Source organism: Azoarcus sp. PA01 (assembly GCA_001274695.2).
Classification (GTDB): Bacteria; Pseudomonadota; Gammaproteobacteria; order Burkholderiales; family Rhodocyclaceae; genus Aromatoleum.
The window spans coordinates 1150699-1169054 of the sequence record LARU01000002.1; the positions used below are offsets into that span (position 1 = coordinate 1150699).

The following is an 18356-nucleotide window of genomic DNA, read 5'->3' on the forward strand; positions in this document are numbered from 1 at the left end:
GGAAAGAAATGAGCGAAACCATTGAAGCTATCACCACCTACCTGGCGCCCCGGCGCCTCGACGAAGCTTTGCAGGCCATGGCGGACGGCGATGCGACGGTATTGTGCGGCGGCACGGATCTCGCGCCGCAGACCGAATCCGGCGCGCGCCAGTACAAGGCGCGGCTGCTCAACATCAACCGCGTCGAGGGGCTCGGCGGCATCGCGACCGACGGCGCCGAGATCCGCATCGGCGCGACGACGACCGTGGCCGAGATCCGCCGCAGCGCCGCGCTGGCCAAGATCGCGCCGGTGCTGGTCGAGGCGGCCGAGCATTTTGCCAGCGAACAGATACGCAACGCGGCCTCGCTGGGCGGCAACCTGTGCAACGCTTCGCCGGCCGGCGACATGAGCCCGCCGCTGCTGGTGCTGGGCGCGGCGGTCGAACTCGCGTGCTGGCGCGACGGCGCCGCGCATACGCGCCGGGTGCCGCTGGAGCAGTTCTTCGTCGCCCCGGGCAGGACCGTCAAGCTGGCGCAGGAGCTGCTGACCGCCGTCGTGTTCGCGCGGCCCGCACCCGGCTTCGTCGCCCGCTTCCGCAAATCCGGCCCGCGCCCGGCGCTTGAAATCTCCACCGTTTCGGTGGCCCTCGGCGCGCGCGTCGCCGACGGCAGGCTGGGTGACGTGCGCGTCGCGATGGGGTCGGTGGCGCCGACGCCGTTGCGCGCCCGCCATGTCGAAGCCGCGCTCGAAGGCCGGCCGCTCGACGCCGCGACCATCGCGGCGGCGGTCACCGCGGCGGCCGAGGATGCCAAACCCATCGATGACGTGCGTGCCAGCGCCTGGTACCGCAGTCATCTCGTCAAAGTGTTCGTTGAAGAGGTACTCGATGATGTCCGTGGAAACTGAAATCCGCTTCTCGCTCAACGGCCGCCCGGTCAGCCTGAAAGTGCCGACCACGATGAAGGCGCTGGCGATGCTGCGCGACAGGCTCGGCATGACCGGCACCAAGTACGCCTGCGGGGAAGGCGAGTGCGGCGCCTGTACGATCGAGATCGACGGCAAGACCGTCAACAGTTGCCTGATGTACGCCGTCGATTGTGACGGACGCGAGGTCGTGACCATCGAGGGACTGCGCACGCCCGAGGGCCTGCACCCGGTGCAGCAGGCCTTCGTCGATCACGGCGCGGTGCAGTGCGGCTTCTGCATGCCGGGCATGATCATGCAGGCGCGCAACCTGCTCGCCAACAACCCGGAGCTGACGCGGGAACAGGCGCAACGGGGCCTTGAAGGCAATCTGTGCCGCTGCACCGGTTACACCAAGGTGCTGGACGCGGTCGAGGCCGTGGCCGCAACGAACACGTGCGGCGGCCGTGCCAACCCGTAACCCGGATCGGAGTCAAATCATGGAAAAGACCGCCAACGCTACACCCACGGCGAAGCAGACCTTGATCGGCACCCGCGTCAAGAAGCCCGACGCCCCCGACAAGGCCATCGGCAAGACGCGCTACATCAACGACATGGTGCTGCCGCAGATGCTGATCGGCAAGGTGCTGTTCGCCGGCCGGCCGCACGCGAAGATCGTCCGCATCGACACGTCCGCCGCGGAGCAGCTGCCCGGCGTCCACGCCGTGCTCACCGGCAAGGACGCCACCGGCCTCAAGTTCGGTTTCGTGCGCGACAACGTCGCCCTCAAGGACAAGGTGCGCTGCGAGCACGACGAGATCGCCGCCGTCGCCGCCGAGAGCGAGGACATCGCGCGCCAGGCCGTCGCGCTCATCGAGGTCGAGTACGAGGACCTGCCCGGCGTGTTCACGCCCGAGGACGGTGCCGGCGAAGACGCGCCGCTGATCCACGACAACTTCCCCGGCAACAAGAGCCTCGCCTTCGAGTTCCAGCACGGCGATGTCGCCGCGGCCGAGGCAGCGTCCGACTTCGTCGTCGACAACGTCTTCCGTCCGCATCACGTCACCCACTGCTGCATGGGCACCTCCTGCGCCATCGCCGACTTCGATCACAACGGCAAGCTGACGATCTGGACGCAGACTCAGTACCCGTACAACTACAAGATGGACCTGGCGCCGGCGCTCGGCCTGCACCCCGGCGACATCCGCGTCATCCAGCCGCCGATCGGCGGCGCGTTCGGCTCCAAGCTCGACGTCTATCCCTACGAGCCCATCGCCGCCCTGCTGGCGAAGCGCACCGGCCGCCCGGTCAAGGTGATCTACTCGCGCGAGGAGGAGTTCAAGGCCTCGCCGACGCGCCAGCCGGCGATCATCCACATGCGCACCGGCTGCACGCGCGACGGCACGCTGACCTTCCGCAGCGCCGACGTGCTGCTCGACAACGGCGCCTACACCTCTTGGGGCCCGACCATTCCGGTCATCATGATGCGCACCGTCTCGGGCCACTACCGCGTGCCCGTGGTCGACTTCAAGGCCCAGGCGATCTACACCAACAACCCCTACGCCGGCTCGTTCCGCGGCTACGGCAACGTGCAGTGCACCTACGCCACCGCCCAGCAGATGGACATGCTCGCCGACATGGTGGACATGGACCCGCTCGAATTCCACCTCAAGAACTCGCAGAAGTCCGGGGAGATCACGCCGCAGAAATCCTTGCTGCGCGAATGCGCCCTGGTCGAGTGCCTCGAGACCGCGGCCCAGGCCAGCGACTACAGCAAGAAGCGCAAGGAATACGCGGCGCAGCAGGACGCGCCTGGCCGCTACAAGAAAGGCATCGGCCTCGCCTCGTCGATTCACAACGCGGGCGGCGCCAAGATCCACAAGTCGGACGGCATTGGCACCATCCTCAAGATGGACGACTACGCCCGCGTCACGGTCATCACCGGCGCCTCGGAAATCGGCCAGGGCATCGACGCCGTCATCACCCTGATCGTCTCCGAGGAGCTCGGCGTACCGCTCGAGCACGTGACCATCGTCAACAACGACTCCGACATCGCACCCTGGGACGTCGGCGTGCATGCCTCGCGCACCACCTTCATCGCCGGCAACGGCACGCGCCGCGCGGCGCGCAAGGCCAAGGCCCAGATCCTCGCCGCTGCCGAGAAGATGCTCGGCGAGCCGGCGGATACGCTGGAACTGCGCGGCGGCTCGGTCGTGCGCGACCAGTGCGGCACGCCCATCATCAAGCTCGACCGCCTGCTGCGCCAGATGCACTTCCAGGCCGAGCCGGAGCTGGTGATGGTCACCGACTACTACGAGCCGAAGAGCGAGCCCGAGGGCGCCAAGCACATGTCCGACCACTCGGCCGCCTACTCGCACGCCGTGCATATCGCCGAGATCACCGTGGACACGCTGACCGGCGAGATCAAGGTGGACAAGGTCACGATCGCCCAGGACGTCGGCCGCGTCATCAACCGCATGGGCCTCGAGGCGCAGGTCGAGGGCGGGGTGGCCATCGGCCTCGGCTACGCCCTGAGCGAGAACATGGTGCTCGACCACGGCCTGCTGAAGAACCCGAATTTCCGCGACTACAAGCTCATCACCGCGCCGGAGATGCCGCCGCTCGACCTGCACTTCATCGAGAGCGATTGCGCCGAAGGCCCGTATGGCGCCAAGGGCATCTCCGAGCTACCGACCATCGTGATCGCGCCGGCCATCGCCAACGCGCTGTACAACGCGACCGGCGTGCGCATCTTCAACCCGCCGATGTCGCCGGAAACGGTCGCCCGCGCCATCCATGAGCGGCGGATGCAGACAGCATCGGGCAAGGCGACCACGCCCTCGGAAGCGCTGGCGGTGTGAACGCGCATGAAGCTGAAGTACTACGCCTGGCTGCGCGACAGCCTGGGCCGCGAGTCGGAAGAGATCGTGCTGCCAACCGAGATCAGGACCGTGGGCATGCTGCTCGACTGGCTGCCGAGCCAGGGCGAACACTACAAGCTCGCCTTCGAGTACATCGACGTGGTGCTGGTCTCGGTCAATTCGCGTTATGCCGATCGCAACCATCCGGTGCGTGACGAGGACGAAGTCATTTTGGCCCCCCCGATCGCGGGGGGGTGAGGAGAAGCTCTTGATATTCCAGATCCTGCCTGCCGAAAGCACCCGCCGGAGTGCCACATGAGGCGCCGTACCGTCCTGTCGATGGAGCAGGCGCTGTCGATGCCCTACGCGACGCTGCGCTTCGCCCAGCTCGGCTGGCGCGTGATCCGTCTCGAATCGACGCCGTCCCGGGGCGGCCTGCCCGGCGACCCGAACCGCTACATCGGCGCGAACGTCGTCGATGACGACCGGCGCACGTATTTCATCGCGCCGAACGTCGGCAAGGAGGCGATCGCGATCAACCTGAAGGAGCCCGACGGGCAGCTCCTGCTGCGGCGTCTGCTCGTCGAGCTCGACGTCGACGTGTTCTGCTGCAACACCGTGCCGCGCCGCTACGAGCAGCTCGGCATCGACTACGAGACGCTGAGCCGCACGAAGCCCGACCTGATCTGGGCCGCCATCTCGGCGATGGGCCCCGACTACCCGGACGCGCCCGGCTACGACCCGGTGCTGCAGGCGATGGCCGGCTACATGGAGCTCACCGGCGACGCCGACGGCCCGCCGACGCTCGCCGGCGTGCCGATCGTCGACCTCAAGGCGGGCGACGAAGTGTTCGCCAACGTCATGCTGGCGCTGCTCGAGCGCGCCGAGACGGGCAAAGGCAGCCGCATCGACGTGTCGATGCTGCAGGCCGCTGCGTCGTGGCTGATCACGACGCTGCCGCTGCTCGACTTCGACTGCCAGCCGGCCGAGATCACGCGCTGCGGCAACGCGCACCGCAAGTTCATCCCGACCAACGTCTATCCGACCGCCGACGGCTTCATCTACATGGCGATCGGCAGCGACGTGCAGTGGCGCCGGCTCACCGAGATCCCGAAGTTCGCGTCGCTCGGCGCAGCCTCCCGCGCGACGAACGAAGGGCGGCACAAGGAGCGCGACGCGATCCACCGCGACATGATCGCGGTGACGACGCGCTTCGCGACAGCGGAAATCGCCGCGGATTTTCGCGACGCAACGATCCCGCATGCGCCGATCCACGACATTCCCGCGGTGCGCGACATGGATGCGGTGCGCCGCCGCCTGACGACGACGCGCACGCCCGACGGCCGGCTCGTGCACATGCAGCCGATGGCCGTCGACGTCGCCGGCGCGCTAGGTGAACTGGCGTTTCCGGCGAAATACGGACAGGACACCTGCGCGGTGCTTCGCGAAGCCGGCTACGCCGACGAGGCGATCGCGCAGCTGCGCGAACGAGGCATCGTCGCGGGGTACGAGCACGACAACTATTGAACCGGCAATCACTTGCAAGCGTTGGCCCCACGCCCTTCGACTTCGCTCAGGACAGGCTTGTCGAAGGGCGCTGCCACTACCGTTCGCCCCACGCCCGTCGACTTCGCTCGGGACTGCCCCAACCGTTCGCCCCGTGCCCGTCGACTTCGCTCGGGCCTGCCACTACCGTTCGCCCTGAGCTTGTCGAAGGGCGCCGCGAAGGCTTCGACAAGCTCAGCCCGAACGGTCTTTGGCACCGAACCTCCTTTGGCACCGAAGGGTATTTGGCACCGAAGGGTATTTGGTACCGAAGAGTATTTGGCTGCCGCGTTTGATGATCCAACGTCCGCCCGACAGCGTCATGTCGGGCAGGACGGCCTGCGCCTCCGGGGGCGCAGGCCGCCTTCATTCCAATAATCCCGGAAGCCATCGACGGCGAGAGGAGCGCGCGGACACCGGTCCGCGTGTGCGGCAAGAGGTCCTTGTGGTCCACACCGTAGGAGACGATTGAACATGAAAATCCAGAGGCTTCAGATGGCCCTTTCCGGGCTCATCCTCGCGGCATCGCTGTCCGCCCACGCGCAGGTCAAAATCGGCGTGGTTTCGTCCGCGACCGGCCCGACGGCGCTGGTCGGCATCCCGCAGAAGAACACCGTGCCGCTGCTGCCGGCGAAGATCGGCGACCTCACCGTCGAGTACATCGCGCTCGACGACGCGAGCGACCCGACCGCGTCGGTGACCGCGGTCAAGAAGCTGATCTCGGAACAGAACGTCGATGCGATCATCGGGCCATCCGGTTCGCCGAACGCGATGGGCGTGATCCAGTTCATCGCCGAAGCCGGCGTGCCGCTGTTGGCACCGGTCGGCACTGCGGCGGTCGTCACGCCGATGGACGACAAGAAGAAATGGGTGTTCAAGACCACCCAGAACGACGACATCATCGCCAAGGCGTTGATGGAGCACATGGTCAAAAGCGGCGTGAAGACCGTCGGCTTCATCGGCGTCGGCGATCCGTACGGCGAAAACTGGTACAAAGTGTTTTCCGCGCTCGCCGCGGCGAACGGCATCCAGATCACCGCGAACGAGCGCTTCCAGCGCCAGGACGCGTCGGTCACCGGCCAGAGCCTGAAGATCCTCGGCGCGAACCCGGACGCGGTGCTCGTCGCCGCCGCCGGCGGGCCGGCAGTGCTGCCGCAGACGACGCTGCGCGACCAGGGCTACACCGGCCGGATCTACCAGACGCACGGCGCCGCGCTGCCGGACTTCCTGAAGCTGGGTGGCAAGAAAGTCGAAGGCACGATCCTCGCCGCGAGCCTGATGCTGGTGCTGCCCGAGATCGCCGACAGCAACCCGTCAAAGAAGGTCGCGACCGAGTACATCACCGCGTATGAAAAGGCCCACGGCAGCAAGCCGGCGACTTTCGGCGCCAACGTCTATGACGCCGGCCTGCTGCTGGAGCAGGCGATCCCGCTCGCCGCGAAGAGCGCGAAGCCCGGCACGAAAGCGTTCCGTGCGGCGCTGCGCGACAGCCTCGAACAGACCACCGAGCTGGTCGGCACGCAAGGCGTCTACAACATGACGAAAGACGACCACAGCGGCTTCGACGAACGCGGCCGCGTGCTGATCGCGGTCAAGGACGGCGGCTGGACGCTGGCGAAGTAAGGGAAGCGCTGATTAAATCGAAACCGTTCGGGCTGAGCCTGTCGAAGCCCTTGTTGTTGCAGGGAATGCCCTTCGACAAGCTCAGGGCGAACGGAATAAATCAGCGCTTCCTAAGCCTCAACCGGAGCCGGCACAGCGGCCCCGCCCGTCGCGCGCGGTGCCGGGAGCGAGCACCCCGTCGACCCGCCGGGAGAACAAGGCAGGGTGCAGCGTAAAACTGCACCCCGTGACGGCTGTGCTGCCGCTCCGTCGCTCACGGATAACCGGCGCTGCGCGCAGCCTCGTCCCGCGTCATCGTCAGCCGCACCAGCCCCACGCCCCAGTCGATGCGATCCACCGCTTCGACCGGGATCAGGACGTGCCCGCTTCCGACCCAGTTGCGCTTGTCGACGAGCAGGTAGCTGACGCGCCAGTCCTCGTCGTCGATGAGGAAGTCCTCGACGGTGCCGATCGTGCCATCGGTCGCTTCGATGTCGTATCCGATCACTTCCGCGCCACTGCGCAGATGAGAACGTTCAGCGGCCTCGATCTCGCGTTCCGCAATCGCTTCCAACTGGCTCACTTCGTTCCCCGGCTGCAGTTGCGCCGTTCCGAGCAGCCTGCCGAACGCGCCGCCGGCGCGGCTGGGCGGGTCGCTCCAGTAAAAATCGTCGCGATAATGGGCGGCATGCGCCATTTCGCAATGTCTCGAGACAGGGTGACCGGTCGCGACGGGCGGGCTCTTTTCGATCTGCTCGCGCGTCAGGTTCGTCGCAATCGCATCGTCACTGCGGGCTCCCGGGCGAATCGCGCGCGGCGAGATCAGCACCTCGCGCTCGCGCAGCCAGTTCCCGGAGCGGACGACAAAATAGCGCACCCCCCACCCTTCGGCGTCGAAATACACATCCTTGACATTGCCGATCATGCCGTCGATGGCCTCGATCGAATAACCCTGCAGCTTCGTGAGTCGATAGAACATCACGGTCTCCTTTGTGGTCCGCCATTGCAGCGAACGCTCCATGCGGCGGTCACGGTGTCGTCGTTCGCGATGCCGGCATCGGCGTCCTTTCGCGGGGCACCGGCTCGCACCATGGTGTCCGATTGGCAAGCTCCATGCCCGACTCGGGCGGCACGCCGCTTGCATGGATTCCGCCCCGAGCCGCGCGAGGAGACGAGACCATGACAGATTCCGCGATCACCCCGACGAGGGCGCGCGGCGCACCGCACGAGTTGCGAAAGGGAAGCAGGTCGGGCACTCGGTCGAGGCCGCTTTCGGCATCGCGCCGCTTGTCTGGCAGCGGGACGCTCGTCGGGCTGCTGTGCTCGGTGAGCCTCACCGCGTGCACCGAGACCGCGCGGCTCGATCCTTCCGCGAGCCTCGGCCCCGATCCGGTGCTGCCGCCGCCGGCGAAGTCGCTGATCCCGACGGTCGATATCGCCCCGGCGGTCGGCTGGCCGTCGGGCGCGCGCCCCACGGGCGCCCCCGGCACGCATGTCGAGGCCTTCGCCGGCGACCTCGACCATCCGCGCTGGCTGTACGTGCTGCCCAACGGCGACGTGCTGGTCGCCGAGACCAACGCGCCGCCGCGCCCGAAAGACAGGCAGGGCATCAAAGGCTGGATCATGGCGCAAGTGATGAAGCGCGCGGGCGCGGCAGTGCCGAGCGCGAACCGCATCACGCTGTTGCGCGACGCCGACGGCGATGGCGTCGCCGAACAGCGGTTCGCGTTTCTCGAAGGGCTCAACTCGCCGTTCGGCATGACGCTCATCGGCGGCGACCTGTACGTCGCGAACACCGATGCGCTGGTGCGCTTTCCGTACCGCGACGGCGACACGAAAATCGCCGCTGCCGGCGTCCCGGTCGTGGCGCTGCCGGCCGGACCGCGCAACCACCACTGGACGAAGAACGTCATCGCCAGCCCCGACGCCGCGCGGCTCTACGTGACGGTCGGCTCGAACAGCAACGTCGCCGAACACGGCCTCGAGGCCGAGGCCGGCCGCGCGGCGATCTGGGAAATCGACCCGGCGACCGGCGCGCACCGCCTTTTCGCGAGCGGCCTGCGCAACCCGAACGGCCTCGACTGGGAGCCGCACACCGGCCGGCTGTGGACGGTCGTCAACGAGCGCGACGAACTCGGCAGCGACCTCGTGCCGGACTTCCTGACGTCGGTTGCCGACGGCGGCTTCTACGGCTGGCCTTACAGCTACTTCGGCGCGCACGTCGACGAGCGCGTCAAGCCGCCGCGCCCCGACCTCGTCGCGCGCGCGATCAAGCCGGACTATGCGCTAGTGCCGCACAGCGCGGCGCTCGGGCTCATGTTCGGTGAAAAAAGCGCGCTGCCGCCGCCGTTTCGCGACGGCGCTTTCATCGGCCTGCACGGCTCGTGGAATCGCCGCCCGCCGAGCGGCTACAAAGTCGTGTTCGTGCCGTTCTCCGGCGGCGCTCCGTCCGGCGAGCCGATCGACGTGCTGACCGGCTTCGTCAACGCCGACGGCGAGGCGCAGGGGCGGCCGGTCGGCGTCGCGATCGACAAGCGCGGTGCGCTGCTCGTTGCCGACGACGTCGGCAATGTCGTCTGGCGAGTCGCGCCGAGCGGCAAGGCGACAGACGCGGGGACGGCCCGAACCCAGCAGTGAAGTTCTTTCAAGGTGCTGTACTTCTTGCCTGCGCGGCCGGGGCAATGCCGGCCGGCGGCGCACCCCGCCTGTGCGGAACCTCTACGTCTGCGCTTTCGGTGCCTTCCCGACTTCGGCGCGCGCAAGGTTCAGGCGCACTTCGCGGGTCGCCCAATCGACTTTCGCGACGGCGCTGGTCGGCAGCCGCAGGTGGTCGCTCGGCAGCCAGGTGCGCGTATCGATGACGATGTCCGTGATGCGCCAATCGCTGTCGTCGATGAGGAAGTCCTCGACGTGCCCGGCCGGTCCGTCGGTCGCGACGAGACGATAGCCGATCACCTCCTCGCTGCTGCGCAGATGCGACTCGCGCGCGCGCTGCTCGGCTTCCTTCAGCTCGCGCACGCGCTCGCCGGCGACCTCGCCTCGCGGCGTCAGCGTCACCGACGGTTCGCCGCTGACCGGATGCGGCGACGAGCCCCACAGGTAGGGTCCGTCCCAGTAGAACGGGTAGCCGTAGTAGCGCGCGTGCGCTTCCTCGAACTGCCGTGACACCGGCATGTCCTGGTCCGCCCCCGGGCTGTTGCGCACCTGCTCGCGGGTCAGCGCGACCGCGATATCCTTGTCGCTGCCCGCGTCACGCCGGATCGAGGACGGCGAGATCAGCACTTTGCGTCCGCCGACGCCCTCGTCTCCGGCCTCGACTTCCAGATAGCGCACGACCCAGCGCGCGTCGTCCAGATACACGTCGCGCACCGCGCCGATCCTGCCGTCCGTCGCGACGAGATGCCGACTGCACAATTCGCCCTTCGCCCTGAGAAGCATGGCTGCCTCCTTGGATTTGGTGGTCGTAAGCGCTGACGAGCAAACGGCGTTCCGCGCGGCGCGAGGCTCCGGCAGCTCACGACCGGACGCCGAACAGCATCCCGAGTGCCCCGAGCACCGCGAGCCCGAGCGCGACCATCGCCCAACGGTGGGTTGCCCACCACAGCGCCGGAGCGGACGAGGTCGCACGGTCGTCGAAGCGCCCGTGCGCGCCGCGGTCGCCGGGCAGCGGCGCGTGCAGGTTGTCGGGACGCCCGGCAGGATCGGCATGGTCGGTGAGCTGCCCGTCATAAGCGCGAAAAGCCAGGCGCCGGTCGAGAAAGCCCGGCACCAGCCGCGTGCCGAGGATCGCTTGGCCTGCCGGCAAGCCGACCCACAGTTCGCGGCGTCGATGCGTCGCCGCCCAGTAGATGCCACGCGCGGCGATCTCGGGCTGGAAGATCGTGCCGAGCGGCTGCGGGCGTTTGCCCATGCAGTTGCGCGCCCAGTCGAACTGCGGCGTATTGAACGCGGACAACTGCACCATCGTCACGTGGACGCGGCTCTTGTCGTGAATCAGCTCGCTGCGCAGCGAATCGATGAAGCCGCGCGTCGCGCTCTTGGCGCCGCAGTAAGCCGATTGCAGCGGGATCGAGCGATATGCGAGCGCCGAGCCGACCTGCACGATCGTACCGTCGTCGCGCGGCTTCATGTGCCTGAGCGCCGCGAGCGTGCCCCACACCGAGCCGAGGTAAGTGACGTGCGTCGAACGGATGAAGTCTTCCGGGCGGGTGTGCAGGAAATCGCAGAACACCGTCGCCATCGCGTTGTTCACCCACACGTCGATGCGCCCCCACTCGCGCTCGACGCGCGCCGCCGCGGCGTCCACCTGCGCAGGGTCGGCAACGTCGGTCGGCACGGCGAGCGCCTCGCCGCCCGCTTCGGTGACGTCGCGGCACGCCCCTTCGAGGCCTTCGGGGCTGCGCGCGAGCAGCGCGACGCGCCAGCCGTGCCGCGCGAACTCCATCGCAGTCGCCCGGCCGATGCCCGCCGACGCGCCGGTGACGACAACGACTTTCGTGTCCATTTCCCCCCCCCTGGCCGGAAGCAAGGGCGCGACAGCAATCGCAGTGCCCGCCGCGCCCCGCACGCACCGGGGCGCCAGCGGCGACCGCTCACCCCCCCTTCACGGGGAGTGCAGGAATCGTGGGATGTGCCAATAATTTGTTTCCGCACCGCCACGGGAGCTCGACATGGCATTGCAGGAAGCAGCGGCCGTGCAGGCCGTTTCGTTCGGCTCGCTCCGCTACCGCTATTACCATCACCTGATGAACGCCTGCGGCCTCGTCGCCGCGCTGCTGCTCGGCGCGATGGCGCTGCTGGTGTGCGCGGATGTCGTGCTGCGCAACGTCGGCGGCGGGTCGATCGCGTGGAGCACCGAGATGACCGAGTACATCCTGATGGTCGCGACTTTCGTCGCGGCACCGTGGCTGCTCTACCTCGGCGACCACATCCGCGTGGACGTCCTCGTCCGCGAAGTTTCGGCGCCGATGCGCCGGCGCCTCGAACTCGGCACGGACCTGCTGTGCTTCGCCATCTGCGCCGTGCTCGCGTGGCAGGCGCTCGCCGTCGCGCGCGACGCCGCCGCACAAGGCAGCGTCGTGTTCAAGGTGCTGGTGATTCCCGAGTGGTGGCTGAACATCCCGATGATCTTCGCGTGCACGCTGCTCGCGATCGAGTTCGCGCGCCGCTTCGCCCGCGCGCTGCCTGGCGCCGGAGGCGACTGACATGGAATGGTACTGGGCTCTGCTGCTGATGCTCGGCCTGATGTTCGGGCTGATGGCGGTCGGCGTTCCGGTCGCGTTCACGTTCCTCGGCGTGAACCTCGTCGGCGCGTGGATCTTTCTCGGCGGCGAGGCGGGACTCGGCCAGCTCGTGCGCAACTCGGTCGGTTCGATCACCAGCTTCTCGCTGACGCCGATCCCGCTGTTCGTGCTGATGGGCGAAGTGCTGTTCCACACCGGACTCGCGTTCCGCGCGATCGAGGCGATCGAGCGGCTGATCGCGCGCCTGCCCGGGCGCCTGTCGGTCGTGTCGGTGCTCGGCGGCACGACGTTCGCCGCGCTGTCCGGTTCGACGATCGCGAACACCGCGATGATGGGCGGCGTGATGCTGCCCGAGATGTTGAAGCGCGGCTATCACCCGACTCTGGCGATGGGGCCGATCATGGCTGTCGGCGGCATCGCGATGCTGATTCCGCCGTCGGCGCTCGCCGTGATGCTCGGCAGCCTTGCGGGCATTTCGATCGCGCAGCTGCTGATCGGCGGCATCCTGCCCGGGCTGCTGATGGCCGTCTGCTTTCTCCTCTACGTCATCATCCGCTGCCGCCTCGATCCGCAGCTCGCACCGATCGACGAAGCGGCGCCGGTCGCGGGCGCGTGGGCACGCTGGAAGCCGTTCGTGCGCGACGTGCTGCCGCTGTTTTCGATCTTCGCCGTGGTCGTCGGCAGCATGCTCGCCGGCTGGGCGTCGCCGACCGAGTCGGCAGCGATCGGCGCGGTCGCGTCGGTGATCGCGACGATCTGCTACCGCGCGCTGACGCTGCGCGCGCTGCACAAGTCGCTGGTCGAAACCGCGCGGGTGTCGGTCGTGATCCTGTTCGTGCTCGTCGCCTCGACGACTTTCGCGCAGCTCTTGAGCTTTTCCGGCGCGACCAGCGGCCTGCTCGGCGTCGTCAGCGAACTGCAGCTCTCGCCGCTGATGCTGGTGCTCGGCATGCTGCTGATCCTGCTCGTGCTCGGCTGCGTGATCGACCAGATCAGCATGATGATGATCACGCTGCCGTTTTTCATGCCGCTCGCCAACGCCGCCGGCATCGACCCGGTGTGGCTCGGCGTGATGATGCTGGTGTCGATGGAACTCGGGCTGCTGACGCCGCCGTTCGGCCTGCTGCTGATGGTGATGCAGTCGGTCGCGCCGCCGCCGATCCAGCTGCGCCAGATCTACGCTGCCGCGGCGCCGTTCGTGCTGATCGAAGTCGCCGTGCTCGGCCTGATCGTCGCCCTGCCCTGGCTCGCGGTCGGCCTGCCCGCACTGATGAAATAGTTTGCCTTTCACTGCAAACCCGGCAGGCAAGTACCGTTCGGGCCGAGCCTGTCGAAGCCCTGCCGAGCCCTGCCCTTCGACAAGCCTGTCCTGAGCGAAGTCGAAGGGCTCAGGGCGAACGGCGATGGTTCTATTCGATTGCGTTGTCATAACGAGATGGAGAACGAGGAGATGAACATCCGCACCCACAAGCTCGCTGTCGCCGCACTGATCGCGCTGATCGGCAGCGGCGCGAACGCCGCCGAGATCACGCTCAAGGCGGTCAGCGCGTTCGGCCAGGACACGTTCTTCAACCAGCGCTTCAAGACTTTCGTCGAGAAGGTCAACCGCGAAGGCAAGGGGCTCGTGAAGATCCAGGTCGTCGGCGGGCCCGAATCGATCCCGCCGCTCGAAGTCGGCAACGCGGTGCGCGCCGGCGTCGTCGATTTCGCCAACACCACCGGCGTGTTCCACGCGACGCTGGTGCCCGAAGCGATCGCCGGGTCGCTCGCCGAAAAGCCGATCGCCGAGCTGCGCGCGAACGGCGGCCATGCGCTGCTCGACGGCATCCACCGCGAAAAAGGCAACATGGTATGGCTCGCGCGCGTCTCTGACGGGCTGCAGTACCATATCTACACGAACAAGAAAGTCGGCGGCGGCGATTTTTCGGGGATGAAGCTGCGCAGCGTGCCGGTGTATCGCGCGTTCTTCCAGGCGCTCGGCGCGACGCCGCTGCAGGTGCCACCGGGCGAAGTGTTCACCGCGCTCGAGCGCGGCGTCGTCGACGGCTACGGCTGGCCGTCGGTCGGCATCTTCGATCTCGGCTGGCAGGAGAAGACCAGATACCGCGTCGAGCCCGGCTTCTACAACGTCGAAGTCGGCTTCTACATGAACCAGAACACCTGGAAGAAGCTCGACGACGCGCAGCGCGCGTTCCTCGAAAAGCAGGTCGCGTGGGTCGAATCGCACAACGCCGACGATCTTGCCGCTGCCGACGCGGAGAAGGCGCGCCAGGCTGCGGCAAACATCGAGACCCTCCCGATTCCGGCCGAACAGGCCGCGCAGTTCCGCAGCCGGGCGTACGAAGCCGGCTGGAAAGGCATCGAGCAGGCGAGCCCGCAGCACGTCGCGAAGCTGCGCGAGCTGTTCGGCAGCGGCCGCTGACGCGGTGAGCCGGGTCTCGAACCATGGCTGAGCGCTCGTTCAAGAAGGAAGTCGGGCAGCTGCGCATCCCTGCCGGCGAGGAGTTCCGCGGCGAAGGCATCCTCGCGGTGACGAAAGCGCTGCTGCAGTCGGGCGTCGGCTACGTCGCCGGGTACCAGGGCTCGCCGATCTCGCACCTGATGGACGTGCTCGCCGACGCGAAAGACATCCTCGACGAGCTCGGCGTGCATTTCGAGGCGAGCGCGTCCGAGGCGACTGCCGCGGCGACGCTCGCGGCGTCGGTGATGTACCCGATCCGCGGCGCGGTGACGTGGAAATCGACCGTCGGCACGAACGTCGCATCGGACGCGCTCGCGAACCTCGCATCGGGCGGCGTCACCGGCGGCACGCTCGTCATCATCGGCGAGGACTACGGCGAAGGCTCGTCGATCATGCAGGAGCGCTCGCACGCGTTCGCGATGAAGTCGCAGATGTGGCTGCTCGACCCGCGCCCGAACCTCGAATCGATCGTCCAGGCGGTCGAGGACGGCTTCGAGCTGTCCGAAGCGAGCCGCACGCCGGTGATGCTCGAGATGCGCGTGCGCTCGTGCCACGTGCACGGGCGCTTCATCACGCGCGAGAACCGCCGCCCGACTTACACGCTCGCCGAGGCGCTGGAAAATCCGAAGCGCGACGTCGGCCGCATCGTGCTGCCGCCGGCGTCCTTCGCGCACGAGCACGAAAAAGTCCGCGAGCGCTGGCCGGCCGCGGTGAAGTTCATCCGCGAGCGGCAACTCAACGAGTTCTTCGACGGCGATTTTCCGGAAGTCGGCCTGATCCTGCAAGGCGGCCTGTACAACGGCGCGATCCGCGCGCTGCAGTTCCTCGGCCTCGCCGATTCGTTCGGCAACACGCGCCTCCCGTTGTACGTCATGAACGTGACGTATCCGGTCATCGACGACGAAGTGCTCGAGTTCTGCGAGACGAAGCGCGCCGTGCTGCTGCTCGAGGAAGGCCAGCCGGACTTCATCGAGCAGAACCTGCACGCGATCCTGCGCCGCGCAGGCTGTGCGACTGCGCTCGCCGGCAAGGACGTGCTGCCGATGGCCGGCGAATACACGACCGAAGTGATGCGCGACGGCATCGCGGCGTTCCTCGCCGCGCACGCGCCGCACGTCCTCGCCCCGGCGCCGCTTGCCGCGGCCTCGCCACCGCAGCCGGCGACGGTGCCGCTGCGTTTCCACCCGAAAGTCGAAGCGCTCGCGAACGTCGTGCCGCAGCGCCCGGCGGGTTTTTGCACCGGCTGCCCGGAGCGGCCGATTTTCGCCGCGATGAAGCTCGTCGAGGCTGACCTCGGCGAACACCACATCTCGTGCGACATCGGCTGCCACCTGTTCTCGATCCTGCCGCCGTTCAACCTCGGCGCGACGACGATGGGCTACGGCCTCGGCGCGGCGTCGAGCGCGGCGTTCAACGTCAAAGGCGGCAGGCGCGCGATCTCGGTGATGGGCGACGGCGGCTTCTGGCACAACGGCCTCGCGTCCGGAATCGGCAACGCGGTGTTCAACAAGTACGACGGGGTCATCGTTATCGTTGACAACTTCTACGCGTCGGCGACCGGCGGCCAGGACATCCTGTCGTCGCGCGCGGACAACCCCGAGCGCGCGACGAACAACCCGATCGAGGCCGCGGTGCGCGGCGTCGGCGTCAAGTGGCTGCGGGTCATCGACCGCACTTACGACGTCGCGCGGCTGCGCGACACGCTCGAAGAGGCGCTGACGACGCCCGAGCCGGGCCCGAAAGTCATCATCGCCCAGTCCGAATGCATGCTGAACAAGCAGCGCCGGGTGAAGCCGCTGTTCAACAGCGCGGCAAAGGCCGGAAAACGCGTCGTCAGGGAGCGCTTCGGCGTCGATGCGGATGTCTGCAGCGGCGACCACGCGTGCATCCGCCTGTCGGGCTGCCCGTCGCTGACGCTGAAGGACAGCGGCGACCCGCTGAAGGAAGATCCGGTCGCGTACGTCGACAACAGTTGCGTCGGCTGCGGCAACTGCGGCGAAGTCGCCGATGCGGCGGTGCTGTGCCCGTCGTTCTACCGCGCCGACATCATCCACAACCCGACGCGGCGCGACCGCCTGCTCGCGCGCGTGCGCGGCGCGGTGATCGGCTTCCTGCAACGCCGCCGCGCCGCACGTCTCGCCGGCTCCGCGCTGTGAGAAAACCATGACGAACCGCATCACGTTTCACCCCGGCACGCCGATCAGGATCGCGATCCTCGCGATGGGGGGCCAGGGCGGCGGCGTGCTCGCCGACTGGATCGTCGAAATGGCCGAGCGCGCCGGCTGGTGGGCGCAGACGAGCTCGGTACCGGGGGTCGCGCAGCGCACCGGCGCGACCGTCTATTACCTCGAGCTGCTGCCCGAGTCGGCAGCGCAGGCCGCAGGCCGGGCGCCGGTGCTCGCGATGATGCCGACGCCCGGCGACGTCGATCTCGTCGTCGCGGCCGAGCTGATGGAAGCCGGGCGCGCGATGCAGCGCGGCCTCGTGACGCCGGAGCGCACGACGCTGATCACCTCGACGCACCGCAGCTACGCAGTCGCCGAGAAAGCCGCGCCGGGCAACGGCATCGCCGATCCGAACAAGGTCATCGACGCGGGGCGCGCAGCGGCGAAGCGGCTGCTGTGCTTCGACCTGCAGCAGATCGCCGAGCGCGCCGGCAGCGTCATTTCGGCGAGCCTGTTCGGCGCGATCGCCGGCGCCAAAGTGCTGCCGTTCGCGCGCGAAATGTTCGAGGAGACGATCCGCGCGGGCGGCGTCGGCGTCGAGGCGAGCCTCGCCGCGTTCGCGCTCGGTTTCGATTCGGCCGCGCAGGCTCCCGCGGAGGTCGCGCCGATCGACACGTCGCGCCCGCAGCCGCCGGTGCCCGAGCGCGCGGCCAGCCCGCAGGCGCAGGCGCTGCTCGACCGCGTGAAACGCGACTTTCCGGCGCTCGCGCAGCCGCTGCTCGTCGCCGGCCTGCGCCGCCTGATCGACTTCCAGGACATCGCCTACGCGGCCGAATACCTGCGCACGCTCGGCACCTTGCGCGATCTCGACGCGCGCAGCGGCGGCAGCGCGAACGACTGGGCATTGACGCGCGCCGCGGCCCGCCATGTCGCGGTCGCGATGAGCTACGACGACGTGATCCGCGTCGCCGACCTCAAGACGCGCGGCAGCCGCTTTGCGCGCGTGCGCGACGAAGTCGGGGCGAAACCCGACCAGCTCGTCTACACGACCGAATTCATGCACCCGCGCCTCGAGGAAATCTGCGGCGTGTTGCCGGCCGGGCTCGGTCGCCGGCTCGAGCGCTCGACAGCGTTCGGCAGCTTCATTCGCCGCCACGTCGAGAAAGGCCGTCGCGTGCGCAGCGGCACGCTGACGTGGTTTCTCGCGCTCTACTGCGTCGCGGGCATGCGCCGCTTTCGCCGTGGCACGTTGCGCCATCAGGTCGAGACGGCGCACCTGCGGGGCTGGCTTGAACGCGCGACGCGCATCGCTGCTGCCGACTATGCGCTTGCCGTCGAAGTGCTCGAGTGCCGCCGGCTGATCAAAGGCTACAGCGGCACGCACCAGCGCGGCGACAAACGCTTCGCCCGCTTGACGGACGCGGCGGACCAGCTGCTCGGCCAACCGGACGCCGCCGCGACGCTGCGCGGGCTGCGCGAAGCGGCGCTCGCCGACGAGGAAGGCCACGCGCTCGACGCCCAGCTCGCGAGCCTGCTGCGCGGGCCTTTCACGCCACCACAACAAACCCGCCGGACGGGTCATGTCGCGGCCTGAG

General features: G+C 68.1%; 15 protein-coding genes. 12 read left to right on the plus strand and 3 right to left on the minus strand.

Going from position 1 to position 18356, the window contains the following annotated elements; translation table 11 throughout:
- Positions 1-8 precede the first annotated feature (8 nt).
- The 6 genes from PA01_06365 (at position 9) to PA01_06390 (ending at position 6913) form a co-directional block, all read left to right on the plus strand.
- On the plus strand, positions 9-887 hold the full coding sequence (locus tag PA01_06365; GenBank protein KON81279.1) for a xanthine dehydrogenase family protein subunit M: 879 nt from the start codon (positions 9-11) through the stop codon (positions 885-887).
- Complete coding sequence (locus tag PA01_06370; protein KON82349.2) at positions 868-1365, plus strand: (2Fe-2S)-binding protein; 498 nt, start codon at positions 868-870, stop codon at positions 1363-1365. The genes PA01_06365 and PA01_06370 overlap by 20 nt, the downstream gene beginning before the upstream one ends.
- Positions 1366-1384: 19 nt before the next feature.
- On the plus strand, positions 1385-3745 hold the full coding sequence (locus tag PA01_06375; GenBank protein KON81280.1) for a xanthine dehydrogenase family protein molybdopterin-binding subunit: 2361 nt from the start codon (positions 1385-1387) through the stop codon (positions 3743-3745).
- 6 nt (positions 3746-3751) lie between these two features.
- Positions 3752-4003, plus strand: coding sequence for a MoaD/ThiS family protein (locus PA01_06380; GenBank protein ID KON81281.1), 252 nt, complete (start codon positions 3752-3754; stop codon positions 4001-4003).
- 57 nt (positions 4004-4060) lie between these two features.
- A complete protein-coding gene (locus PA01_06385; GenBank protein ID KON81282.1) occupies positions 4061-5272 on the plus strand; it encodes a CoA transferase in 1212 nt (403 codons plus the stop codon).
- A gap of 492 nt (positions 5273-5764) precedes the next feature.
- Positions 5765-6913, plus strand: a complete 1149-nt coding sequence (locus PA01_06390) for an ABC transporter substrate-binding protein (protein ID KON81283.1) — start codon at positions 5765-5767, stop codon at positions 6911-6913.
- Positions 6914-7166: 253 nt separating this feature from the next.
- On the opposite strand, the gene PA01_06395 is transcribed toward PA01_06390, so the two are convergent.
- A complete protein-coding gene (locus PA01_06395) occupies positions 7167-7871 on the minus strand; it encodes a PRC-barrel domain-containing protein (GenBank protein KAI5913057.1) in 705 nt (234 codons plus the stop codon).
- Positions 7872-8179: 308 nt separating this feature from the next.
- Here PA01_06395 and PA01_06400 point away from each other — a divergent pair, with 308 nt between their 5' ends.
- A complete protein-coding gene (locus tag PA01_06400) occupies positions 8180-9529 on the plus strand; it encodes a sorbosone dehydrogenase family protein (GenBank protein KON81284.1) in 1350 nt (449 codons plus the stop codon).
- Positions 9530-9610: 81 nt separating this feature from the next.
- On the opposite strand, the gene PA01_06405 is transcribed toward PA01_06400, so the two are convergent.
- Together PA01_06405 and PA01_06410 are read right to left on the minus strand one after the other, a co-directional pair.
- Positions 9611-10330 (minus strand): PRC-barrel domain-containing protein, encoded by a 720-nt coding sequence (locus PA01_06405; protein ID KON81285.1) that lies wholly within the window; start codon positions 10328-10330, stop codon positions 9611-9613.
- Between the two features lie 76 nt (positions 10331-10406).
- Complete coding sequence (locus tag PA01_06410) at positions 10407-11396, minus strand: SDR family oxidoreductase (protein KON81286.1); 990 nt, start codon at positions 11394-11396, stop codon at positions 10407-10409.
- 166 nt (positions 11397-11562) lie between these two features.
- Here PA01_06410 and PA01_06415 point away from each other — a divergent pair, with 166 nt between their 5' ends.
- From PA01_06415 to PA01_06435, 5 genes are all read left to right on the plus strand, one after another.
- The gene (locus PA01_06415) at positions 11563-12096 is read left to right on the plus strand and encodes a TRAP transporter small permease (GenBank protein KON81287.1); all 534 of its coding nucleotides are present in this window, start codon (positions 11563-11565) and stop codon (positions 12094-12096) included.
- A 1-nt stretch (position 12097) separates the two neighbouring features.
- Positions 12098-13414, plus strand: a complete 1317-nt coding sequence (locus PA01_06420; GenBank protein ID KON81288.1) for a TRAP transporter large permease — start codon at positions 12098-12100, stop codon at positions 13412-13414.
- Positions 13415-13585: 171 nt separating this feature from the next.
- Positions 13586-14557: a TRAP transporter substrate-binding protein DctP gene (gene dctP, locus PA01_06425; protein ID KON82350.1), complete on the plus strand. Its 972-nt coding sequence runs from the start codon at positions 13586-13588 to the stop codon at positions 14555-14557.
- 23 nt (positions 14558-14580) lie between these two features.
- Positions 14581-16752: an indolepyruvate ferredoxin oxidoreductase subunit alpha gene (locus tag PA01_06430; protein KON81289.1), complete on the plus strand. Its 2172-nt coding sequence runs from the start codon at positions 14581-14583 to the stop codon at positions 16750-16752.
- A gap of 7 nt (positions 16753-16759) precedes the next feature.
- The gene (locus tag PA01_06435) at positions 16760-18355 is read left to right on the plus strand and encodes an indolepyruvate oxidoreductase subunit beta family protein (GenBank protein KON81290.1); all 1596 of its coding nucleotides are present in this window, start codon (positions 16760-16762) and stop codon (positions 18353-18355) included.
- The last annotated feature ends 1 nt before the right edge of the window (position 18356 follow it).